Annotated in this window: 18 protein-coding genes; 5 read left to right on the forward strand and 13 right to left on the reverse strand. The window is 72.6% G+C overall.

The window, feature by feature from the left end; all coding sequences use genetic code 11:
• Positions 1-239: 239 nt before the first annotated feature.
• Positions 240-1,298 carry a hypothetical protein gene (locus tag AA75_RS00075; RefSeq protein WP_233288857.1) on the forward strand — a complete coding sequence of 353 codons (1,059 nt, stop codon included), beginning with the start codon at positions 240-242 and terminating at the stop codon, positions 1,296-1,298.
• Between the two features lie 30 nt (positions 1,299-1,328).
• Here AA75_RS00075 and AA75_RS00080 read toward each other — a convergent pair whose 3' ends face one another.
• From AA75_RS00080 to AA75_RS00115, 8 genes are all read right to left on the reverse strand, one after another.
• Positions 1,329-1,892 carry a TetR/AcrR family transcriptional regulator gene (locus tag AA75_RS00080; RefSeq protein WP_033817553.1) on the reverse strand — a complete coding sequence of 188 codons (564 nt, stop codon included), beginning with the start codon at positions 1,890-1,892 and terminating at the stop codon, positions 1,329-1,331.
• The gene (locus AA75_RS00085) at positions 1,889-2,251 is read right to left on the reverse strand and encodes a DUF1304 domain-containing protein (RefSeq protein ID WP_033817554.1); all 363 of its coding nucleotides are present in this window, start codon (positions 2,249-2,251) and stop codon (positions 1,889-1,891) included. Before AA75_RS00085 ends, AA75_RS00080 begins: the two co-directional genes overlap by 4 nt.
• A 64-nt stretch (positions 2,252-2,315) precedes the next feature.
• Positions 2,316-3,932, reverse strand: a complete 1,617-nt coding sequence (locus tag AA75_RS00090; RefSeq protein ID WP_033817555.1) for a glycoside hydrolase family 13 protein — start codon at positions 3,930-3,932, stop codon at positions 2,316-2,318.
• Between the two features lie 42 nt (positions 3,933-3,974).
• Positions 3,975-4,844 (reverse strand): carbohydrate ABC transporter permease, encoded by an 870-nt coding sequence (locus tag AA75_RS00095; protein ID WP_033817556.1) that lies wholly within the window; start codon positions 4,842-4,844, stop codon positions 3,975-3,977.
• Positions 4,845-4,856: 12 nt separating this feature from the next.
• Complete coding sequence (locus AA75_RS00100) at positions 4,857-5,804, reverse strand: carbohydrate ABC transporter permease (RefSeq protein ID WP_033817557.1); 948 nt, start codon at positions 5,802-5,804, stop codon at positions 4,857-4,859.
• Between the two features lie 86 nt (positions 5,805-5,890).
• A complete protein-coding gene (locus AA75_RS00105) occupies positions 5,891-7,291 on the reverse strand; it encodes an extracellular solute-binding protein (protein WP_033817558.1) in 1,401 nt (466 codons plus the stop codon).
• Between the two features lie 315 nt (positions 7,292-7,606).
• Positions 7,607-11,902, reverse strand: a complete 4,296-nt coding sequence (locus AA75_RS00110; protein ID WP_082526121.1) for a discoidin domain-containing protein — start codon at positions 11,900-11,902, stop codon at positions 7,607-7,609.
• A 441-nt stretch (positions 11,903-12,343) separates the two neighbouring features.
• Positions 12,344-13,357: a LacI family DNA-binding transcriptional regulator gene (locus AA75_RS00115; RefSeq protein ID WP_033817559.1), complete on the reverse strand. Its 1,014-nt coding sequence runs from the start codon at positions 13,355-13,357 to the stop codon at positions 12,344-12,346.
• A gap of 144 nt (positions 13,358-13,501) precedes the next feature.
• Here AA75_RS00115 and AA75_RS00120 point away from each other — a divergent pair, with 144 nt between their 5' ends.
• Positions 13,502-14,302 carry an SGNH/GDSL hydrolase family protein gene (locus AA75_RS00120; protein WP_158515414.1) on the forward strand — a complete coding sequence of 267 codons (801 nt, stop codon included), beginning with the start codon at positions 13,502-13,504 and terminating at the stop codon, positions 14,300-14,302.
• 307 nt (positions 14,303-14,609) lie between these two features.
• Positions 14,610-15,743, forward strand: coding sequence for a PAC2 family protein (locus AA75_RS00125; protein WP_082526124.1), 1,134 nt, complete (start codon positions 14,610-14,612; stop codon positions 15,741-15,743).
• A 72-nt stretch (positions 15,744-15,815) separates the two neighbouring features.
• Here the strand turns inward: AA75_RS00125 and mshC are convergent, their stop codons facing one another.
• The 4 genes from mshC to AA75_RS00145 all read right to left on the reverse strand — a co-directional run bounded on the left by mshC (position 15,816) and on the right by AA75_RS00145 (position 19,439).
• Positions 15,816-17,045 (reverse strand): cysteine--1-D-myo-inosityl 2-amino-2-deoxy-alpha-D-glucopyranoside ligase, encoded by a 1,230-nt coding sequence (gene mshC / locus AA75_RS00130; protein WP_033817560.1) that lies wholly within the window; start codon positions 17,043-17,045, stop codon positions 15,816-15,818.
• A gap of 112 nt (positions 17,046-17,157) precedes the next feature.
• On the reverse strand, positions 17,158-17,955 hold the full coding sequence (locus AA75_RS00135; RefSeq protein ID WP_033817570.1) for an SCO1664 family protein: 798 nt from the start codon (positions 17,953-17,955) through the stop codon (positions 17,158-17,160).
• Between the two features lie 116 nt (positions 17,956-18,071).
• Positions 18,072-18,632 (reverse strand): DUF3090 domain-containing protein, encoded by a 561-nt coding sequence (locus AA75_RS00140; protein ID WP_033817561.1) that lies wholly within the window; start codon positions 18,630-18,632, stop codon positions 18,072-18,074.
• Between the two features lie 93 nt (positions 18,633-18,725).
• The gene (locus AA75_RS00145) at positions 18,726-19,439 is read right to left on the reverse strand and encodes a histidine phosphatase family protein (RefSeq protein ID WP_033817562.1); all 714 of its coding nucleotides are present in this window, start codon (positions 19,437-19,439) and stop codon (positions 18,726-18,728) included.
• 107 nt (positions 19,440-19,546) lie between these two features.
• Here AA75_RS00145 and corA point away from each other — a divergent pair, with 107 nt between their 5' ends.
• Complete coding sequence (gene corA / locus AA75_RS00150) at positions 19,547-20,524, forward strand: magnesium/cobalt transporter CorA (RefSeq protein ID WP_033817563.1); 978 nt, start codon at positions 19,547-19,549, stop codon at positions 20,522-20,524.
• A gap of 79 nt (positions 20,525-20,603) precedes the next feature.
• On the opposite strand, the gene AA75_RS00155 is transcribed toward corA, so the two are convergent.
• Complete coding sequence (locus AA75_RS00155) at positions 20,604-21,650, reverse strand: LLM class F420-dependent oxidoreductase (RefSeq protein ID WP_033817564.1); 1,047 nt, start codon at positions 21,648-21,650, stop codon at positions 20,604-20,606.
• Between the two features lie 272 nt (positions 21,651-21,922).
• On the opposite strand from AA75_RS00155, the gene AA75_RS00160 reads away from it, so the two are divergent.
• Complete coding sequence (locus AA75_RS00160) at positions 21,923-22,903, forward strand: aldo/keto reductase (protein ID WP_033817565.1); 981 nt, start codon at positions 21,923-21,925, stop codon at positions 22,901-22,903.
• Positions 22,904-23,078: the final 175 nt, after the last annotated feature.

Raw genomic sequence — 23,078 nt, forward strand, 5'->3', positions numbered from 1 at the left:
GGTGGCGAGGGCTTCACGCAACGCGTCCGCACGACCCTGCTGGGCGGAGACGGTCTGGGCTGACGAGGGGACGGCTGTGGCCATGTGGCTGCTCCTGGATGCGACGGCTGTCGGCTATGCGGTCCCGGTCCGTGATCCGGCACGCACCCGGCCAGGGTATCCGTCCGGGGCCGTCCGCACGGAACCCGTTTCGCATCGTGGGCGTCCTGATGGACGCCGGACGACGACGGGGAGGGCTTGTGGGACGGGCGATACGGGCGAGGCTGCGGGCCATCCGGGCGAGGTGGCGCGGCTGGAGCCGGCGCCGCCGGATCGGCGTGGCGGCCCTGCTGGCACTGGCCCTGGTGCTGCTCCCGATCGCGGGAGCGGCGGCCGCGCTGCGGATCGCCTACGCCGGTGACCCGGCCCCCGAGGCCCGGACCCGGGGGCGCGACGCGGTCTGGCTGGGCCACGCCTGGGTGGACGGCCGAAAGGGGGACGCCGACCTCGCGGCCCTCGGCCGGCGGCTGGCCGGCACCGGCATCCGCGACCTGTACGTCCACACCGGACCGCTCGCCCACGACGGCTCGCTCGACCCCGCGCTGTACCCGAAGGCCCAGGAGTTCCTGGCCGGTGCGCACCGGGCGCTGCCCGGGGTGCGGGTGCAGTCCTGGCTCGGGGACGTGGTCGCCCCGGAGAAGGAGGGACTGCACCTGGACCGGGCCGACGTCCGCGACCGGATCAACGCCTCCGCCGTCCAGGTGCTGGACCTCGGCTTCGACGGGGTGCACTTCGACATGGAACCCGTGCACTCCGGGGACCCGGGCTTCCTGCAGCTGCTCGACCAGGTGCACGCGACGACTTCCGGGCGCGGCGTGCCGTTCTCGGTCGCGGCGCCGCAGATCGACCCGCTGCCCGGCCTCCACGCGGCCGGGCTCGCCCTCTCCGGCCACGGCAAGTGGTGGTCCCAGGCGTACTTCGCGCAGGCCGCCCGCCGGGTCGACCAGATCGCGGTGATGTCGTACGACACGAGCATGCAGCTGGAGTCGCTGTACGGCGGGTACGTCGTCCACCAGACCCGGCTCGCGCTGGAGGTGACTCCGGAGCGGGTCGACCTCCTGATGGGGCTGCCCGCCTACTGGGACGACACCTACCAGCACCGCGGCTCGGCGGAGACGGTGGGCGCCGCCGTCCGCGGCGCCCGTCTGGGGCTCGGCCACAGCACCCGGCAGTCCTTCGGCCTGGCCCTGTACGTCGACTTCACGGCCACCGACGAACACTGGACGGCGTACCGGACGGGCTGGGGCGCGGCGGGCTGACGCACGGACCGACGGCCCCGGCGCCCCCGGCTAGGTGAAGCGGGTGCGGTGGAGGGAGATGAGCAGGCGCCAGGTGTGGGCCGCCAGGGTGGCCGGCGGGGCGGCCCGAGGGGTGTGGAGCCAGTCGGCGAGGAGGGCGGTGAAGGCTCCGGCGACGGCGGTGGCCACCACCTCGGGGTGGGGGGCGCCCGCCAGTTCGCGTTCGGCCCGGCTGCGCTCCCGCAGCTGCCGGTTGAGCAGCTCCCCCAGGGGCCCGCTCCCCCCGGGGTGCAGCAGCGAGCGGTACAGCCCGGCCTGCTCCCGTACCTGTCCGAGGAACTGCTCCAGCGCGGGCGGCGGGGCCGCCGGGTCCGGGGTGCCGCGCCAGGCGTGCAGGGCGTCGACGGCCTCGCGGACCACCTCGGCGCAGGCGTCCACGGCGAGCGCCTGGAGGTCCTGGTAGTGCAGGTAGAAGGTGGCCCGGCCGAGCCCGGCCCGCCGGACCACGGCGGAGACGCTGACCTGTTCGAGCGGCCGCTGCTCGCACTCGGCGAGCAGCGCCGCCCGCAGGGCCGCTCTGGTCCGCTCGGCCCTGGGGTCGGCGGCCGGGGTCATCCGGCCACCAGGACGGCGGTCAGGGCCAGCGCCCCGGGCAGCGCCTGGGCGAACAGGATCCGCCGGTTGGCGGTGGCGGCGCCGTACAGGCCGGCCACCACGACGCAGCTCAGGAAGAAGATCTGCACCCGGTACCCGGTCGGGTCGGCCGCTATCAGGCCCCAGACCAGTCCGGCGGCCAGGAAGCCGTTGTAGAGGCCCTGGTTGGCGGCGAGCGGGGCGGTGGCGGCGGCCATCTCGGCGTCGAAGCCGGAGAGTTCCCGACCGGGCCGGCGCTGCCACAGGAACATCTCGAGCACCAGGAAGTAGGTGTGCAGCAGGGCCACCAGAGCCACCAGTACCACGGACAGGATCTGCATCGTCGGTCACTCACTCACTCGCTATGGACAGATGTCCAGTAATCATAGACAGGTGTCCACGAGATTACGAGCCGTTCAGCCAGACCGCGGTGTCGACCGGCAGCCGCCCACCGGTCAGCGGACCGCTGGCGAGCAGCACCGCGCCGTCGGCGGGCAGCGCGACCGGTTCGGCGCTCAGGTTGACCAGGCAGCGGAAGCCGCCCGCGCGCCGGAACGCCAGCACCCCGGGGTCCGCGGGCAGCCAGCCGAACCCGCCGCCCACCGCCTCCCGGCGGATCCGCAGCGCGGCCCGGTAGAGCTCCAGCATCGAGTCCGGGTCGCCCGACTGGGCCTCGACCGTCAGCGCCGCCCAGTCGGCCGGCTGCGGCAGCCAGGGCTCGACCCCGGGCGGGGCGAAGCCGTACGGGGGCTCGGCGCCGGACCAGGGCAGCGGCACCCGGCAGCCGTCGCGCCCGGGGTCGGTGCCGCCCGAGCGCAGGTGCATCGGGTCCTGGAGGCGCTCCAGCGGGAGGTCCTCGACCTCCGGCAGACCGAGCTCCTCGCCCTGGTACAGGTAGACCGAGCCGGGCAGGGCCAGCGAGAGCAGGGCGGCCGCCCGGGCCCGGCGGAGCCCGAGCGGCAGATCGGTGGGGGTGCCGAAGGCCTTGGCGGCGAAGTCGAATCCGGTGTCGGCCCGGCCGTAGCGGGTCGCGGTGCGGGTCACGTCGTGGTTGCACAGCACCCAGGTGGCGGGCGCGCCGACGGGCGCGTGGGCGGCGAGCGTGGCGTCGACCGAGGCGCGCAGCTCGGCCGCGCCCCAGGGCCGGGCCAGGAAGTCGAAGTTGAAGGCGGTGTGCAGCTCGTCGGGGCGCAGGTAGCGGGCGAAGCGTTCGGTGTCGGGGACCCAGATCTCGCCGATCAGCACCCGGGGTTCGGCGTAGGAGTCGGCGATCCGCCGCCAGGAGCGGTAGATCTCGTGCAGTTCGTCGCGGTCCACGTACGGGTGCGGCTCCCGGCCCGGGGTGAAGTCGGGCAGCGCCGGGTCCTTGGCGAGCAGGCCGGCGGAGTCGATCCGCACCCCCGCTGCGCCGCGGTCGAACCAGAACCGCAGGATCGACTCGTGCTCGGCGCGGACCTGCGGGTGGTGCCAGTTGAGGTCGGGCTGCTGGGCGGCGAACAGGTGCAGGTACCACTGCCCGGGGCTGCCGTCGGCGTTCACCGTCCTGGTCCACGGGCAGCCGCCGAACTCCGATCTCCAGTCGTTGGGCGGGAGTTCGCCGCTCTCACCGCGGCCGGGGCGGAAGTGGAAGAGGTCCCGCTCGGGGCTGCCGGGTGCGGCCGCGAGGGCGGCGGCGAACCACGGGTGGGCGTCGGAGACGTGGTTGGGCACGATGTCGACGATGGTGCGGATGCCCAGTTCCAGGCCTTCGGCGATCAGCTTCTCGGCCTCGGCCAGGGTGCCGAAGGCCGGGTCGACGTCCCGGTAGTCGGCCACGTCGTAGCCGCCGTCGGCCATCGGGGAGGGGTACCAGGGGTTGAACCAGACTGCCTGGACGCCGAGTTCGGCGAGGTAGTGCAGGCGGGAGCGGACCCCGGCGAGGTCCCCGGTGCCGTCGCCGCTGCCGTCGGCGAAGCTGCGCGGGTAGACCTGGTAGATCGCGGCGTCCCGCCACCAGTCCGAGTGCTCGGGCTGCTGTGCCACGGTGGGGCCCCTTTCAGAAGGCTGGCGATGGGTGACGGGCCGTCAGCCCTTGAGGCTGCCTGAGGTCAGGCCGGCCATGATGTTGCGCTGGAAGATCAGGAAGAACACGATGGTCGGCGCCGAGGCGATGGCCAGCGCGGCGATGATCACGTTCTGCGAGACGCCCAGCGAGAGCGAGTTGATGCCGATGTTGAGCGGCTGCTTCGCCGGGTCGGGCTGGACCAGCATCGGCCACAGGAAGTCCTTCCAGACGTTGACCACCGCGAAGATGGAGACCACGCCGAGGATCGGCCGCGACATCGGCAGCACGATCGACCACAGGGCCCGCAGCGGGCCCGCGCCGTCCATCGCGGCCGCGGCCATCAGCTCCTCGGGGATGGAGTCGAAGAAGCGCTTCAGCAGGAAGATGTTGAAGGCGTTGGCCACCGTGGGCAGCCAGATCGCCCAAGGCGTGTTGATCAGGTTGAGGTGCACCAGCGGCAGGTCCAGCACGGTGAGGTACTGCGGCACGATCAGGACGGCCGCCGGGATCATCAGGGTTGCGAGCATCATCCCCAGGATCAGGTTGCCGAGGACCGGGCGCAGCTTGGACAGCGCGTAGGCCGCCGCGACGTCGAACACCAGCTGGAGGGCGAGCGCGCCGAAGGCGTAGTAGAGCGTGTTGAACAGCAGCCGTCCCATCCGCAGTTGGCTCCACGCCTCGCGGTAGGTGTCGGTGTGGATCTCGCTCGGGAAGAGCGTCGGCGGGCTCTGGACGGCCTCCCGGGTGGACTTGAGGCCACCGGTGACCAGCCAGTAGAGCGGGCCGAGGAAGACCAGGGTGAAGACCACCACCACCAGGACGAGCACCGTCCAGTAGACGATCCGGCCGCCGCGGCGGTTCAGCTGGGTGTCGGAGATCAGGGTGCGCATGGCGGCCGCTCCTCAGTCGGCGGTGCGGCTGAGCCGCGCGTACAGTCCGGAGAAGCCGGCCAGCACGACCAGCATGACCAGGCCGAGCGCGGAGGCGCTGCCGTAGTTGTTGAAGTTGAAGGCGTACTGGTAGATCAGGTAGACCACGGTGGTGGTGGAGCCCTGCGGGCCGTTGCCGCCGGTCAGCAGGAACGGTTCGACGAACACCTGCATGGTGGCGACGATCTGCAGCAGCAGGAGCAGCGAGAGGATCAGCCGGGTCTGCGGGATGGTGACGTGCCAGATCCGGCGCAGCAGTCCGGCGCCGTCCAGTTCGGCCGCCTCGTAGAGTTCGCCGGGGATGCCCTGGAGGGCGGCCAGGTAGATCAGGGTGGCGCCGCCCATGTTCATCCAGGTGGCGGCGATGACCACGGAGACCATCGCGGTGGACGCGGAGTTGAGCCAGGCCGAGGTCGGCAGGTGCAGGGCGTGCAGGACGCTGTTGAACAGTCCGTAGGACGGGTCGTAGAAGTACTTGAACAGCAGCACCGAGGCCACCGGCGGCATCATCACCGGCAGGTAGACCAGGACCCGCAGGTAGGCCTTGGCGTGGCGCAGTTCGTTGAGCAGCACGGCGACCAGGAACGGGACGGCGAAGCCGAGCACCAGGGCGAGGAGGGTGAACAGCAGGGTGTTGCGCCAGGCCTGCCAGAAGGCCGGGTCCTCGGTGATGTGGCGGAGGTTGTCCAGGCCGACCCAGGTGGTCCTGCCGCGTCTGGTCCGCTGGAAGCTCATCACGATCTCGCGGACCATCGGGTACCACGAGAAGCAGGCGAAGCAGAGCAGCGCGCCGAGCAGGAAGCCGTGGGCCGTGAGGTTGCGGCGCACGCGCTGCGCGAGTGCGGCGCGGCGGGAGGCGGGGGCGAGGTCCGGGGGCGGGCCGGCCGGCTTGCGGCGGGCCGAGACGCTGATCGCTGCCATGGGGAGGGACTCCTGGGTCGGCTGGTCCGGTGGGTGCGGGCGGCGCGGGGGCCGGTGGGCTCGCTGCCACCGGCCCCCGCGGGCCGTTACTGGAGGCTCGCCAGGACCTGGTTCACCTGGTTCTCGGCGTCCGAGAGCAGCTTGTCGACGTTGGCGTTCCGGTCGGTCAGGACGGCGGAGACGGCGTTGTCCAGGACCTTGTAGATCTGCTGGGCGTTGGCCGGCTCGGTCTTGCCGGGGACGGAGGCGGCCAGGTAGGGCGCGTAGTTCTGGACCGGCACGGTGGCATCGGCGGCCTTGGCCTTGTTGTCGGCGGCCAGGCTGGCGCCGGTGAAGAAGAACGGCTGGGGCAGGCCGACCGGCAGGCCGGCGGTCTTGTTGCGGGCGTAGTCGAACTGGCCCTTGCCGATGGTGAGGAACTTGAAGTTGATCCAGGCGATGCCGGCCTTGATCTGGTCCGGGGTCGAGCCCTTCTTGAAGAGGTAGTCGTTGCCGCCGAGCAGTGCCGACCTGCCGCCGGGCATCGGGCCCATGCCGTAGTCGGCGTAGTTGCCCTTGAGGGTCTGCACCATGTACGTGATGTCGTCCGGTGCGCCGACGTACATGCCGAGCTTGTCGGTGGACATCTGGGTCATCAGGTCGGGCCACTTGAGGCCCTGGGTGGCGCCCATGCTGTTGTCGGTCCAGCGCATGTCGTACAGGTTCTGCAGGACCTTCTTGCCCTCGGGGGTGTTGAAGGCGGCCTTCTTGCCGTCCTGGTCGGTCATCGAGCCGCCGAGGCCGTACAGCTCGGCGGTGTAGTGCCAGCCGCCCTGGTTGGTGGCGCTGTAGTCGCCGTAGCCGTTGACGCCGTTGCCGAGCGCCGCGATCTTCTTGGCGTCCTCGCGGATCTCCTCCCAGCTGGTCGGCGGCTTGTCGGGGTCGAGGCCGGCCTGGGTGAAGAGCTTGCGGTTGTACAGCAGGCCCATCTTGTAGTTGGAGTACGGCAGGCCGTAGAGCTTGCCGTCGGACTTGAGGGTGGCCAGCACCGAGGGGTCGATGTCCGCCAGGGCCGGGACGGACTTCTCGTTGACGTAGGCGGTGATGTCCTCGGCGCCGTCGGCGTCGAGGACCTGGTTCAGGTCGGTGAAGTAGCTGTAGAAGACGTCGGTCTGGGTCTTGCCCTTGAGCTGGGCGGTGAAGGCGGCGGGCTCCTCGCAGGGGAAGCCGTCCTTCGCGTTGACCGTGACGTTCGGGTAGAGCTTGTTGAACGCGGCGACGTCGTCGGCCCACTGCTTGCGCTCGGCGGCCTTGGTGACCGGCGGCTGGCAGTCGATGCTGATCGTCACCTTGGTGGCCGGGCCGAGCGGGGCCGCGGCGTCCGAGCTGCCGCCCTTGGCGGCGGAGGTGTCCGCCGTCCCGGAGGAGCTGCAGGCCGCGGCGGTCAGGGCCAGGCCGGCCGCGGCGGCGAGGGCGACGGATCTGCGGATGAGCCGGTCTCTGTTCATGCGGGTGGACCCTTTCGAGCACGTGGGCAGCGCGAGGGCGCGGGAGTAGCCCGTGATTTCCGGTGGGGGCCGCCCCCGAGAAAGCACCGTCGGGTGGCGGGAGGACGCGTGCGAGGGGATACCTCGGCCGCTGCGGTGACGCATCGCCTGCTGGCGTCGACCACTTAACCAGCCTCGACAGATGACCACAAGATGTCGACGAGATTTCGCAAAAACACGACTGTCTACTTGCGTAAGCCGGCCTGAGGGCCTGGTCGCGGGCATGCCGGAGCAGGGCGGGCACCCCGGTGCCCGCCCTGCTCCGGAGCTCCGGCGTTACGGGTTGACGGTGATGTGGAAGGTCGAGGTGGTGTTCTGGATGTCCTTGGCGTTGCCACTCAGGGTGAGGTGGTTGAAGGTGACCGAGCCGACCGCGGGGCCCTGGCCGGCCTCGGGCATCTCGTTGGCCCAGATGCCGTAGCCGGACCTGCCGTCGTAGGCGTCACCGCTCTTCCGGGCGCCGGTGATCGAGACGTTGGTGAACACCGTGTCGGTGACCGGGTTCTGCGGCTGGCCGCCGCTGTAGTTGGTCTGGAACATGATCCCGCTGTACGTCGGGTCGACGATGTCCACGTCGCTCACCCGGATCCCCTGGAAGACCTTGGAGGCCGAGAAGACCCAGATCGCCGGGAAGACCTGGGCGCCCCAGAAGTGGCCGCCGGCCCGGACCAGCGAGATGTTCTGCAGGTTGGTCGGGTCGGTCCCGAACCCGTTCATCGGGTAACCGAAGTCCAGCGAGGAGATGGTGACGCCCGAGTAGCAGAGGGTGTCGGCGATGTAGACGTTGCGGAAGGTGTTGGCGTAGCCGCCGTAGACCGCCACGCCCGCCGCCCGCCAGGTCAGCAGCGAGGTGAGGTTCTCGAAGACGTTGTTCTTCTCGTCCGCGCCGCCCGCGTCGATGGCGGAGAACAGCGCGAAGCTGTCGTCACCGGTCGCCCGGGCCTCGTTGTTGGAGACCAGGTTGTCGGTGGAGCCGTTGGTCATGTTGATGCCGTCCGCGAAGGTGTCGCGGATCCGCGAGTTGGTGATCCTCATGGAGTCGGTGTTGGCACCCCAGTACATGCAGACCATGTGCTCGGTCCAGATGTTGTCGATGGTGATGTTGGCGACGTTGGCGAAGTCGAAGACCTTGCCGGGCCCGTCGATCCGCGAGGTGTAGTTGCCGAAGTAGGCGAAACCGGCGAAGGTCGAGCCGTTCGCCGAGGCCTCGGCGCGGAACCCGATGTCGGTGTTGGACTGGCCCGATGGGGCGCGGAAGCGGGTGAACCAGGGGCCGGCCCCGATCACCTTCACGGCCTTGCCGTAGACCTGGAACTTGCCCGCGGTCTGGTAGTCGCCGGGCGGCAGGTAGACGCCCACCAGGGTGCCGGTGGTGTCCATCCGCACCCGGTCCAGTGCGGCCTGGACGTCGTTCTGGGTGAAGCCCGCCGGCACCGCGTACTTCGCGGGGTCCGGGTTGGCGGTCTGGGTGGCCTGCTCCAGGCTGACGAAGTCGATCGCGTACTGGCTGGTGTTGGCCGCGTCCTTCTGCAGCCGGATCCGGCTGCCCGCCGGCACGGTGGTCCCCAGCAGCACGTTGGCCTCGTCGTAGACGTGCCGCTGGCCGCCCGCGCTCGGGCCGTTGCCCGGCGCGGTCTCGCTGCCGTACAGCCAGGCGTACCGGGAGGTCAGGTCGATCGACTTGAGGAAGCTGCCGTCGACGTAGACGTTCAGCGTGGAGTCGATGCCGTCGCCGCCCGGCGCGTCCGGGATGGAGAACCGGGTGACCAGCGTGTTGGTGGGCGCCTTGGTGGTGAACTCCACCGAGGAGCCGGTGGAATTGAGCGTGACGGCCTTGCGGCCGGAGGCCTCGCCGGCCAGGTCGCCGATGGTCCGGTTCGGGCCGACCACGGCCGCGCCGCCGGCCAGCACCCCGTCCTCGGCCTCGTAGGTGTCGTACGGCATGTTGGCGCCGCGCCCGACGTACAGCGGCTGGCTGGAGGTGTTGTTGCCCTGCTTCACCGGCAGCTCGTTCGCGTCGTTCGCGATCACGGTCCGCACGGTGTACTTGCCGTTGGCCGCCGTCCAACTCCCCAGCGAGACCGGGGTTGTGGTGGCCCCGGCGGCGATGGCTCCGCCGTACGAGCCGGTCAGCGTCCTCACCACCGCGCCGGTGGCGTCGGCGACGGTCAGGGTGACGCCGTGGCTGCCGCCGGCGGACGCCACCGTGCCCTGGTTCTTCAGCGCCACCGCGAAGTCGACGGTGTTGTTGGCCGCCGGGTTGCCGGGCGTCCAGCTGACCGGCGCGGCCACCAGGTCGGAGCTGGCGACCGGGCTGACCACCAGCGGGACCGGGGCGGTGAAGTCGTTGTTGGTCTCGTCCCGCTCGATCACGGCGCCCGTCTCGTCCGCCTTGGCGGTCAGCTGGTAGCTGCCGGCGTTCTGGACGCCGATGGCGGCCGAGACGGTGCTGGAGGCGCCGGCCGCCAGCGCGCCCACCTGGGCGGTGCCGACCTTGGTGGTGCCGAGGTAGAGGCCGACGGTGCTCGGCCCGGCCGCCGCGGTGCCGTTGTTCCTCACGGTGGCGGCGAGCGAGACGGTGTCGGTCTCGACGGGGTTGGCGGGCGTCGGGGCCAGGCCGGTGACGACCAGGTCCGGGTTGGGCGCCGGGACGCCGATCACCTGGAACTCCGCCACCTGCCCGGCCGCCGCGCCGCTGTTGGCGGTGATCCTCAACTGGACGTCGGCCGCGGTGGCGGTGACGGGGATGGTGACGGTGTTGCCCGAGGCCGGGTCGAAGGAGTACGTCTGGGGGGCGGCCAGCCGGGTGAAGGCCGAGCTGCTCTGCTCCCGGCCGAGCACCTCGATGGTCTGGGTCCTGGCCGACCAGGCGGCGGCGGGGTTGAGCTTGACCACCACCGAGCTGGTGGCGGCGTTCGCACCGAGCGCCACCGTCAGGGTGTCCGGGTAGCTGTTCGGGCCGCCCTCCCAGTACGTGGTGGCGTCGTTGTCGTTGGCGTTGGCGGCGACGAAGGTGAAGACCGAGGAGGAGCCGGTGATCGGCTTCCCGGCGGCCAGGTTGGTCCCGGTGCCGCCGCTCCGGCCGGTGCGGATCACGGTGTTGCTGCCGGCCGACTGGTTGCCCGCCGCGTCCTTGGCCTTCACGTAGTAGGAGACCGTCGCGGTGTCGGGCTGACTGTCGGTGTACGTCAGCACGGTGCCCGCCACCGAGGCGCGCAGCGCGCCGTTGGCGTACACGTCGTAGCCGCTCACCCCGACATTGTCGGCCGAGGCACCCCAGGTGAGCCGGATCTGCCCGGAGGCGGGCTGGGTGTACGCCAGGTTGCTCGGGGCGGACGGGTCCTGGGTGTCGCCGCCCTGGCCGGTGCGGGTGACGGTGTTGCTGGCGGCGGACTGGTTGCCCGCGGCGTCCCTGGCCTTCACGTAGTACGCCACGGTGGCGCTGTCCGGACGGCTGTCGGTGTACGTCAGCACGGTGCCCGCGAGGCTGGTGAGCAGGACGTTGTCGGCGTACAGGTCGTAGCCGGTGACGCCGGTGTTGTCGGTGGCCGCGTTCCAGGTCAGCCGGATCTGGCCGGGGGCGGGCTGGGTGTACGCCAGGGCGCTCGGGGCGGTCGGCGCCTGGGTGTCGCCGGAGGCCGGGCCGTAGGCCTCGAACTCGGCGAGCTGGGCGGCCGGCCACACCGAGTTGGCGGTGAAGGTGAGCCGCAGGTACCGGGTGGTGACGGTGGCCAGGTTGACGGTGGCGGTGTTGCCGGTCGCCGGGTTGAACGCGTACCCCGTGGCGGCGGCGAGGTCGGTGAAGTTGGTGCCGTCGGTGCTGCCCTGGACCTTCAGTGTCTCGGTCCGGCTCGCCCAGCCGGCCGGCAGCTTCAGTACCAGCTTGTCGACCGGGACGGCGGCGCCCACATCGCCCTGGATCCACTGCGGGAAGGCGTTGTTGGCGCTCTCCCAGTAGCTGCCCTGGTTGCCGTCGGCCGCGTTGGCGCCGGTGTAGGCGCCGTTGGCGCTGCTGGTGGTGACCGGGCGGCCGGCCAGCAGGTTCGCGGAGGCGGAGGCGGCGCCGTACACCTCGAACTCGGAGAACTGGGCGGCCGGCCAGCCGGTGTTGGCGGAGACGTTGACGCGGACGTAACGGGCGCTGGTGGAGGCGAAGTTGATCCGGACGGTGTTGCCGGCGCCGTGGTCGAAGGAGTAGACCGCGGAGCCGGTCAGGGTGGCGAAGTCGGTGCCGTCGGAGCTCCCGAGCAGGGTCAGCGTCTCGGTCCTGGACTCCCAGGCGGCGGGGAGCTTGAGGACCACCTGGTCGATGGCGGTGGCACTGCCGAGGTCCACCTGGACCCACTGCGGCAGCGCGTTGCCCGCGCTCTCCCAGTAGCTGTTCTGGTTGCCGTCGTTGACGTTGCCGACGACGTAGACGTCACCGACGCTGCTGGCGGTCACGGTCTTCCCGGCCGCGAGGTTGGGGCCGCCCGCGGCCTGGGCGGCCGGCAGCAACGGCCCCGCCAGCAGGAGCATCCCCAGCACGGCCGAACCGGCGGTCAGCCGTGGCAGTCTGCGCTTCGATCTCATTGCGTCCCTCTGTCTCTGACTCCGCGATCGACGTCCGCGAGCGGCGTCGGTGGTCGGCGTCGGTGATCGATGACGGTGCGCGGCGGGTCGGCTCCCGGCTCCGCCGTGTGTGCACCCGGTGGGCGGGTGCGGGTGGTGCGGTCCCCCGCGAGGCGCAGGGCGCCGGTACGGCCCGGGGCGCCACTGTCAGGGTGACGGCCCGGAACTCCGCTGCCGGCACATCCGGGGCGGTGGCTCCGGGAAAGTTGCGGCAGATATCGAGAAAATGACGTATCTCTGTACGTCTTTTGCGTGATGGCAGCCAAGAGTTACAGAGCGGCTACGGGCATGTCAACGGCTCGTACCGGCCCTCCGGCATCCGGGCACACGAAAGCGGGCGGGCACCGTAGTGCCCGCCCGCTTCGACCGCCCCGGGGTGGACTCCCCGTCAGCGGGCCTCGCTCACGCCCGTTCGCGGGCCGGCGCGGTCGAGCCGCGCACCACCAGCTCCGGCTCGAACAGCAACTCGTCGTGGGTGACCTTCACCCCGGCGATCTCCCCCACCAGCAGCTCCACGGCCGCCCGGCCCATCGCCTCGATCGGCTGCCGGACGGTGGTCAGCGGCGGATCGGTGCACATCATGAACGAGGAGTCGTCGTACCCGATCACCGACACGTCCTCGGGCACCGAGAGCCCGGCCCGGCGCACCGCGCGGACGGCGCCGAGCGCCAGCGGGTCCGAGGCGCAGACCACCCCGGTGACCCCGCGCCGGAGCAGCCGGGTGGTCGCGGCCTGGCCGCCCTCCAGGCTGAACAGGGCCCGCTCGACCTGCTCCTCGGGCAGGTCGAGGCCGGCCTTGGCCATCGCGGCGCGGGCCGCCGCGAGCTTGCGGTGCGAGGGCACGTGGTCGGCCGGGCCGAGCACCAGCCCGATCTTCCGGTGCCCCAACTGCTTGAGGTGGCCCACCGCCTGCTCGACCGCGACCGCGTCGTCGCAGGAGACCCGGGGGAAGTCCAGGTGGTCGATGGCCGCGTTCAGCAGGACCGTCGGCAGGCTCCGCTCGGCGAGCCGGTCGTAGTGCTCGTGCGGGGCGTCGCCCTGGGCGTAAAGGCCGCCGAAGAAGACCACGCCGGAGACCTGTTGCTCGAGCAGCAGGTCCACGTAGTCGGCCTCGGAGACGCCGCCCGCGGTCTGGGTGCACAGCACCGGGGTGAACCCCTGCCCGGCCAGCGCACCACCGACCACCTCGGCGAACGCGGGGAAGATCGGGTTCTGCAGCTCCGGCAGCACCAGACCGACCAGCCGGGCCCGTTCGCCGCGCAGCTGGGTGGGCCGCTCGTAGCCGAGCACGTCCAGCGCGGTCAGCACCGCGGCCCTGGTCGCCTCGGAGACGCCGGGCTTCTCGTTCAGCACCCGGCTGACGGTGGCCTCGCTCACCCCGACCTTCTTGGCCACCTCGGCAAGTCGTCGTGTCATGGCTGCGAGTGTACGTCAGAGAACGCAAACCGCTTGCGCGGATTTGCAATTCCAGACATGCCAACTCTTCGCATCCGACCCACTACCATGCGTAGCGAAACGGCCGTGCCGCCCGGCCGGCCGGTGCACCTCCCGGAGAAGCCCGTGCGCCCCAGACTGCTCGCCGTCCTCGTCGCCCTGCCCCTGCTGCTCGCCGTGCCCCCGGCCGCAGCGGCCGAACCGGTGGGCGGGTACGCCGCGCTCGGCGACTCCTACGCCGCCGGGGTCGCCGCCGGCCCGTACGATGCCGCGAGCGGCGACTGCCACCGCGGCGCCCACGCCTACCCCGCGCTGTGGAACGCCGAGCACCACCCGGCCGCCTTCACCGACGCCGCCTGCTCCGCCGCCACCACCGCGGACGTGCTGCGCGACCAGCTGCCCGCGGTGCCCGCCGACACCGCGCTGGTCACCCTGACCGCCGGCGGCAACGACCTCGCCTTCGCCGACGCGGTGGCCTCCTGCCTGCCGCCGTTCGCCACCGACGCCCAGTGCGACCCCGCGCTGGAGGAGAGCGACCGCCTGCTGCGCGAGGAGCTGCCCGGGCGGCTGGCGGCCCTGTACGACGGGATCCGCGCGGCGGCGCCGGCTGCCCGGGTGGTGGTCACCGGCTACCCGTACCTGCTGCACACCGGCACGGTCTGCGTGGTCGGCACCGACAGCCGCCGGGCCCGCTTCAACGCGCTCACCGACCGGCTGGACGAGCTGATCCGGCAGCAGGCCGAGAAGCAGGGGTTCGCCTTCGCCGACGTCCGCCGGGCCTTCGCCGGGCACGGGGTCTGCGCGGGCGGCGGCCAGGAGTGGATCACCCGGTTCGTCCTCACCCACCTGTGGGAGTCCTTCCACCCGACGGCGACCGGCCAGTCCCAGGGCTACCTGCCCGCGGTGACGGCGGCCGCCGCGGGGTAGCACGCCGGACCGGGCGGCCGGAGCCCGCCGGGCCGGACCCCGGCGGGAGGCCCCGACGCCCGGTCAGTTCCGGCGCGGGGCGGCCGCCGACCGGGCCCGCGCCCGGCCCGGGCGCTAATTCCACCCCGCCCCGACCCCCCTCGGATAGGCTCTCTCCCTCCGGGCCGGGACAGGTATCAAAGACCGTAGGCTGGGCAGGTAGGGACCGTGGAACGGGGCGTTCCACGCGAGGGTTGGACAGTCGGCGGCCGGCCAGCCGGTGCGCACCGGACGGGGGCGGCGGCTGACCGATGGAGGGAGACGCTGGGTGATCGAGCTGGAGGACGTTCCCGAGTTGATCGACCCGGTGATGGTCTGTGCCTTCGAGGGCTGGAACGACGCGGGTGACGCGGCCTCGGCGGCCGTCGGCCACCTGGACGAGACCTGGGGCGGGAAGGTGTTCGCCGCGCTCGACGCGGAGGACTACTACGACTTCCAGGTCAACCGTCCGACCGTCTGGCTGGACGGCGGGGTCCGCCGGATCACCTGGCCGACCACCCGGCTCTCGGTGGTGCGGGTGACCGAGCCCAAGCCGCGCGACCTGGTCCTGGTGCGCGGCATCGAGCCCAGCATGCGCTGGCGCTCGTACTGCAACGAGCTGCTCGGCTTCGCCCACGAGCTCGGCGTCGAGCTGGTGGTGATCCTGGGCGCGCTGCTCGGCGACACCCCGCACAGCCGGCCCGTCCCGGTCAGCGGGGTGACCTCGGACGCGGCGCTGGCGCGCTCGCTGGACCTGGAGGAGAGCCGCTACGAGGGGCCGACCGGCATCGTCGGCGTGCTGCAGGAGGCCTGCGCGCACGCCGGGGTGCCGGCCGTGACGCTGTGGGCCGCCGTGCCGCACTACGTCGCGCAGCCGCCGAACCCGAAGGCCACCCTGGCCCTGATCAACAAGCTGGAGGACCTGCTCGACCTGCGGATCCCGCCGGGCGAGCTGGCCGAGGACGCCCGGGCCTGGCAGCTCGGGGTGGACCAGCTGGCGGCCGAGGACAGCGAGGTCGCCGAGTACGTGCAGCAGTTGGAGGAGGCGCAGGACACCGCGGAGCTGCCGGAGGCGTCCGGTGACGCCATCGCCCGCGAGTTCGAGCGCTATCTGCGGCGCCGCGACAACCTGGGCCCGACCGGCGAGAAGCCGGTCGCCGGTCACGCCACCGCCGAGCGGCCGGCCGACCACGAGCCGGGCACCCGGCCCGCCGAGGGCCCGGCCGAAGGCTCTGCCGAGGCCCCCGCCGGGGACGAGGCCGGGGACGGCGCCGCGGACGACCGTACGGAGCCGGACCCGGGCGACGCCGAAACCGACGCGGGGACGGAGATCGGTGACGCCGCCTCCGACCGGGACGGGTCCGCCCCGGGGCCCGAGCGCGGGCCGGACGGCGACGAGGACGGCGGACGGCCGGGCGTCTGAGCCCCGCCGCAGCAACGCCGAAGGGGCGTCAGGACCGGGTGGTCCTGACGCCCCTTCGGCAGCTGACGGCCGTTACAGCGCGACGCCCAGCAGTGCGTCCACGGTCCGCGAGACCAGACCGGGGGCGCTGATGTCCTCGCCGCCGGTCTCCTCCTGGCGGGCGGCCCAGCGGTCGACGGCGGCCAGCGCGGCCGGTGCGTCCAGGTCCTCGGCCAGGGCCGCGCGGACCTCGGCGAGCATGCCCTCGGCGGACGGGCCGTCAGGCCGGGAGACCGCGGCCCGCCAGCGGGCGAGGCGCTCGACGGCACGGTCCAGGTCGTCCTTGGTCCACTCCCAGTCGCTGCGGTAGTGGTGCGCCAGCAGGGCCAGCCGGATCGCCGCCGGGTCGACGCCCTCGCGGCGAAGCACCGAGACGAAGACCAGGTTGCCGCGGGACTTGGACATCTTGTGCCCGTCCAGCGCGACCATGCCGGAGTGCACGTAGGCCTGGGCGTACGGGTGCTCGGCGGTGGCGACCTGGGCGTGCGCGGCGCCCATCTCGTGGTGCGGGAAGGACAGGTCGGTGCCGCCGCCCTGGATGTCGAAGGACATCCCGAGGAACTCCAGCGCGATGGCGACGCACTCGATGTGCCAGCCGGGGCGGCCGTGGCCGAGCTCGGTGTCCCAGGCGGGCTCGCCCGGGCGGGCGGCCAGCCAGAGCAGGGCGTCCAGCGGGTGCTTCTTGCCGGGTCGCTCGGGGTCGCCGCCGCGCTCGCCGAAGACCGGCAGCATCTGCTCGCGGGTGAGACCGGAGACCGTGCCGAAGCGCGGCTCGGACTCGACCGAGAAGTAGATGTCGCCGTCCAGTTCGTACGCGGCGCCGCTCGCCAGCAGCTTCTTGACCAGCGGGACGATCCACGGGATCGACTCGACGGCGCCGATGTAGTGCGCGGGCGGCAGGATCCGCAGCGCGGTCATGTCCTCGCGGAACAGGGCGGTCTCGCGCTCGGCGAGCGCCGTCCAGTCCTGGCCGGTGGCGACGGCCCGCTCCAGCAGCGGGTCGTCCACGTCGGTGACGTTCTGCACGTAGAGGACGTCGTGGCCGGCGTCCTTCCAGACCCGCTGCACCAGGTCGAAGGTGTTGTAGGTGGCAGCGTGCCCCAGGTGGGTGGCGTCGTACGGGGTGATGCCGCAGACGTACAGGCGGGCGGTCGGGCCCTGGGGCACGACCTCTCGGACACTGCTCGTGGCGGTGTCGTGGATGCGCAGGGGGAGCCCCTGACCGGGCAGGGCGGGAACCTCGGAGGCGGGCCAGGAATGCATGGATCCGACTCTAACCTTGCGATCATTTGAAAGGCTAACCAGTCGCGAGGATCGACTGGAATCGCTTTCCGACCGAACCTGTGCGGTATCGGGTCGCATGCGCCCGAACCGGTCAGACCGGCGGCCAGGGGATCGACGGCCAGTCCGCCGACGGCAGCGGATGGCGCCCGCTGCGGCGCAGCACGGCGACCCGCTGCCGGGTGGCGGCCAGCTCGGCCTCGGTCAGGTGCGGACGGAGCCGGTCGGCGAGATCGGCGTCGAGGTCGGCGGCCAGCCGGTCGAGCACCTCCCGGGCCTCGTCCTGGAGGGGCTGTTCGGCCCAGCCCCAGAGCAGGGTGCGCAGTTTGCCGGGGACGGCGAAGGTCACGCCGTGGTCGATGCCGTAGATCCGGCCGTCGGCGGCGGGCAGCCAGTGGCCGCCCTTGCGGTCGGCGTTGTTGAGGACCGCGTCCAGGACGGCCAGCCGGCGCAGCCGCTGGTCGTCGCGGTGCACCAGCAGCGCGGTGCGGCCCTCCCCCACCTCGGCCCGGATGATCGGCAGCCAGCCGGGTTCGGGACCGGCGGGGTCCTGGAGGGCGAGCAGTTCGGGGGCGTCCAGGTCCGGCTCGATCCAGAGCTGGACCATCCCGGCGCCGTACGGGCCCTCGCGCAGCACGGTGGGCGGTATCAGCGGCCAGCCGGTGGCGGCGGCGAGCTCGTGGGCGGCCACCTCGCGGCCGGCCAGGGTGCCGTCGGGGAAGTCCCAGAGCGGGCGCTCGCCGGTGACCGGCTTGTAGACGCAGGGGGCGGTCAGGCCGTCCAGTGCGACGGTGCAGTACAGCACGGCGTTGGAGGCGTCGGTGACCCGGCCGTGCACGGTCAGCGTGCCCGAGCGCAGCAGCTCGAGGGCGACGGCGGTGTCGGCCGCCAGGGCGGCGCTGGTCGCCGGGTCGGTGCCCGGGACGTCGGCGCCCTGCTCCCCGGCCGCCGCGGGCCGGGTGTCCCGGTCCGCGGCCGCCGGGGTGGCCGGGCCGTCCGGCTGCGGGTTCAGCGCCGGTAGCCGTTCGCGCGGGGGCACAGGTGTCCCTCCGGGTCCAGCGGGAGGTTGCAGAACGGACAGGGCTTGCGGCCGGCGGCGACCAGGTCGAGGGCGCGCTTGGCGAAGACCCGGGCCATCGCCCCGCTGAGCCGGACCCGGAGCATGTCCGGGCCGTTCTCCTCGTCCTCCAGGGCGGCCTCGTCGTCCTCGTCCTCCTCGGTCACCGCCTGCGCCTCGACCACCAGGCACTCGTCGACGCTGTCCCAGGCGAGGGCCATGGTGCCGACCCGGAACTCCTGCTCCAGCGGCAGGTCGAGCGGGGCGGTGTCGATCAGCTCGGACGGTGCCACGGCGGGGATCGTGGTGGAGCCGGCGCTGCGCCGCAGGGCCTCGTCCAGGACCTCGTCGACCCGTTCGGCCAACGCCGCGACTTGGGTCTTCTCCAGCAGCACGCTGGTCATCCGCCCGCGTGAGCTGGCCTGGAGGTAGAACGCGCGGGAGCCGGGCTGGCCGACCGTACCGGCCACGAACCGCTCGGGCTGGTCGTAGAAGTAGACCTGACGGGGCACTCTCTCGCTCCGGATCGGGATCGGGCAGGGGCTGTCTCTGGCCAGCCTACGGCGTACGCGGCGGGCGGGGTGCGGCAGGCCGCGGGCCCGGGGTCAGGGCGTGGCAGCGGGCGCCGGGGCGCCGGTGTCGCCGCCGACCACCGCGTCCCCGGCCGCCACCGGGCCGCCGGTCCTCGGGGCGAGCGAGGCGAGACCGCCGGTGTCGCCGAGGCGCAGCAGGTACGGGCGGTGCGCGGTGTAGCGGATCGCGGTGACCGAGCAGGGCTCGACGGAGATCCGCTGGAAGTGGTCGAGGTGCAGGCCGAGCGCGTCGGCGACCACGGCCTTGATCACGTCGCCGTGCGAGCAGGCCGCCCAGACCGCGTCGGGGCCGTGCTCCGCGGCGATCCGGTCGTTCCAGTCGCGGACGGCGTCCACGGTGCGGTGGCTGAGCGCGCGCAGCGACTCGCCGCCCGGGAAGGCCGCGCCCGAGGCGTGGTCCTGGACGGTGCGCCAGAGCGGTTCCTCGGCCAGCTCGGCGAGCGGGCGGCCGGTCCAGTCGCCGTAGTGGCACTCGCCGAGGCGTTCGTCCAGGGCGGGGGCGCCGAGTTCCGGGCGGGCGGCGAGCAGCGGTTCCAGGGTCTGCCGGCAGCGCTCCAGCGGGCTGGAGACGACCGCGGCGAGCGGGATCCCGCCGAGTCTGGCGGGCAGCTCGGCGGCCTGGGCCCGCCCGGTGTCGTCGAGGTCGACGCCGGGGGTCCAGCCGGCCAGGACGCCGGCCGTGTTGGCGGTGGAGCGGCCGTGGCGGACGAGCAGCAGGGTGGGCATGCGGCCAAGCGTACGGCGTGCGGGCGGCCGGGTGCGCCGGGTGGTCGGCTCGTGCGCTTTCGGTGGAGGTGACGGCTGTTCGAGCGTTCGGGCGGGACAATGGACGAATGATCGTCGACAGCGCCGTCTACCGGGACGGCCACCGCACCGAGGGGCCTGACGACCTCTCGGACGCTCTGGACGCCGCCCGGGCGGCCGGGGACAGCTTCCTGTGGATCGGGCTGGCCGAGCCGACCACCGAGGAGCTCGACCGGGTCAGCGCCGAGTTCGGTCTCCATCCGCTGGCGGTGGAGGACGCCGTGGCGGCCCACCAGCGGCCGAAGCTGGAGGAGTACGAGGACTCGCTGTTCATGGTCCTCAAGACGGCCGGCTACCACCCCGAGGACCACTCGCTGAGCGTCGGCGAGGTGATGGTGTTCCTCGGCGACTCGTACGTGATGACGATCCGGCACGGCGCGGACAGCCCGTTGAAGGGGGTGCGGGCGGAGCTGGAGAAGCAGCCCGAGCTGCTGCGGCAGGGCCCGGCCGCGGTACTGTACGCGGTCTTCGACCTGGTGGTTGACAGTTACCTGGACCTGGCCACCGAGCTCCAGGGCGACCTGGACGAGCTGGAGGCGGACGTCTTCGCGCCGGGCCGGGCGCGGGGTGTGGCGGAGCGGATCTACGGCTTCAAGCGCGAGGCGATGCGGTTCCGGCGGGCCACCCTGCCGCTCCAGGAGCCGGCCGCCCGGCTGGTGGGCGAGGGGATGCGGTTCGTCCCGGAGAAGCTGCGGCCGTACCTGCGGGACGTGGCGGACCACCTGAACCGGGTCAACGAGCTGGTCGAGGGTCTGGACCGGCTGCTCTCCGACATCCTGAACGCCAATCTGGCCCAGGTGAGCGTGCAGCAGAACGACGACATGCGGAAGATCTCGGCCTGGGCGGCGCTGGCCGCGGTGCCGACGCTGATCGCCGGGATCTACGGGATGAACTTCGACCACATGCCGGAGCTGCGGCAGGTGTGGGGCTACCCGGCGGTCCTGGCGCTGATGGGCGGGGTGTGCGTGTGGCTGCACCGGGCCTTCAAGCGGGCCGGCTGGCTCTAGGCCGCGCGCGGCGGCCGCCCGTCCCGTCCGCTCCGGCGGAGGCGGGGAGACGGGACGGACGGGCGCGGTGGGCCGCGGGTCAGGCCAGGTTGGCCAGTTCCAGCGCCTCGACGCCGGTGCGGAGCGCGGTGATCCGCTCGTCCAGGGTGAAGCCGGCCGGGGCGAGGGTGAGGGTGGTGACGCCCGCGTCGGCGTAGGCCTGCATGCGGTCGGCGATCCGCTCCTTGGTGCCGAGCAGGGCGGTGGAGTCGATCAGGTCGTGCGGGACGGCGGCGGCGGCGCCGGCGTAGTCCCGGGCGAGGTACTTCTCCTGGATCTCGTCGGCGGCCTGCTCGTAGCCCATGCGGCGGGTGAGCTGGTTGTAGAAGTTCTTGTCCTTGCTGCCCATGCCGCCGATGTAGAGGGCGGCGTAGGAGCGCTGGGAGTCGGCGGCGGCCTTGACGTCCTCGCCGACCGAGATCGCGACGGTCGGGCAGAGGTCGAAGCCGTCGAGGTCCTGCCCGGCCTTGGCGCGGCCGGCCTTCAGCGGGTCGATCGAGAGGGCGGCGTGCTCGGGGGCGAAGAAGATGCCGAGCCAGCCGTCGGCGATCTCGCCGGTCTGCTCGAGGTTCTTCGGGCCGATCGCGGCGATGTACAGCGGGATGTGCTCGCGCACCGGGTGGACCGTGAGCTTGATCGGCTTGCCGGGGCCGCCGGGCAGCGGGAGGGTCCAGTTGGCGCCCTCGTGGACCAGCCGCTCGCGGGACATCGCCTTGCGGATGATCTCCACGTACTCGCGGGTGCGGGCCAGCGGCTTGTCGAACTTGACGCCGTACCAGCCCTCGGAGACCTGCGGGCCGGAGACGCCGAGGCCGAGCCGGAACCGGCCGCCGGAGAGGGTGTCCAGGGTGGCGGCGGTCATCGCGGTCATCGCGGGGGTGCGGGCCGGGATCTGGAAGATCGCCGAGCCGACGTCGATCCGCTCGGTCTTCGCGGCGACGAAGCTGAGCACGGTGGCCGCGTCCGAGCCGTAGGCCTCGGCGGCCCAGCACACCGAGTAGCCGAGGCGGTCGGCCTCCTGGGCGACGGCGATGTTGTCGGCGTCCATGCCGAGTCCCCAGTAGCCGAGGTTGATCCCGAGTCGCATATGGGTGCCAAGCCTTCCAGTCGGTCCGTGGCGTGAGGGTAGCCCCGCCTTCGGCAGTCATGCTACTGGCCGGTAGCTGTGGGCTGCGTCACCTGGACGAGTACGGCGCGAAACCGCCACAACGCGCCCCGGCCCAGGGGCGCGCGCGGCGTGTGCGCGGGTCTTTCGGGGTTGCCCGGGGGTGTGACCGCTACGCTCAGCCGGCAGGGGGAGGACGCCTCCCGTCTCCGCGTTCACCTGCGTGTTCGTCAGTTGGCGAAAGGGCCGGCCCGATGGAACAGCGTCACCTCGGACGGACCGGGCTGCGGGTCTCCCGCCTCGGGCTGGGCACCATGACCTGGGGCCGGGACACCGACGAACACGAGGCGGCCGAACAGCTCAAGGTCTTCGTCGACGCCGGCGGCACCCTGATCGACACCGCCGACGTGTACGCCGACGGCGGCGCCGAGTACCTGATCTCCCGGCTCACCGACAGCCTGGTCCCCCGCTCGGAGCTGGTCATCGCCACCAAGGCGGGGAGCGTCCCCGGCACCGACCGCCGCTTCGACGGCTCCCGCGGCCACCTGCTGGCCGCCCTCGACGCCTCGCTGCACCGGCTCGGCACCGACCACGTCGACCTGTGGCAGGTGCACGCCTTCGACCCGGCCACCCCCACCGAGGAGACCCTGCACGCCCTGGACCTCGCGGTCGCCTCCGGCCGCGCCCGGTACGTGGGCGTGTCCAACTTCAGCGGCTGGCAGCTCGCCAAGGCCGCCACCTGGCAGCACGGCGGCCACGGCCGGGTCCCGCTCGCGGGCACCCAGATGGAGTACTCGCTCCTCCAGCGCGGCATCGAACGCGAACTGCTGCCCGCGGCCCTGGACGCCGGCCTCGGCCTGCTCGCCAGCTCCCCGCTCGGCCGCGGCGTGCTCACCGGCAAGTACCGGCACGGCGTACCGCCCGAGTCGCGCGGCGCCTCCGCCCACCTGTCCGGCTTCGTCCAGCCGTACCTGGGCGACCGCTCGCGCCGGATCGTCGACGCCCTCGCCACCGCCGCCGACGGGCTCGCCAGCAGCCCGCTGGCGGTCGCCCTCGCCTGGGTCAGGGACCGGCCCGGCGTGGCGAGCGCGCTGGTCGGCGCCCGGAACGCGACCCAGCTGCTGGCGGCGCTGTCGGTGGAGGCCCTTACGCTTCCGGGTGAGATCCGCGGCGCTCTGGACGATGTATCGGCCCCACTGCGCCGCTACCCGGACCAGGGCTGGACGGAGCTGTAGCGCCGGCTGTGAGGAGCGTACCCATGACCGAAGCGGCGAGCAGCGAGACCGTACCCACCCCCGCCGGCGAGGAGCAGCGGGCCGGCGCGGTCGCCGCCCTCGCGGAGGCGATCCGGGCGGTCGGGCACGGCGGCGCCGCCGACGGCCCGGACGACGGCGCCCCGGCGGCGCCCGG

Origin of the sequence: Kitasatospora sp. MBT63 (assembly GCF_000710465.2) — a bacterium.
Taxonomy (GTDB): Bacteria; Actinomycetota; Actinomycetes; order Streptomycetales; family Streptomycetaceae; genus Kitasatospora.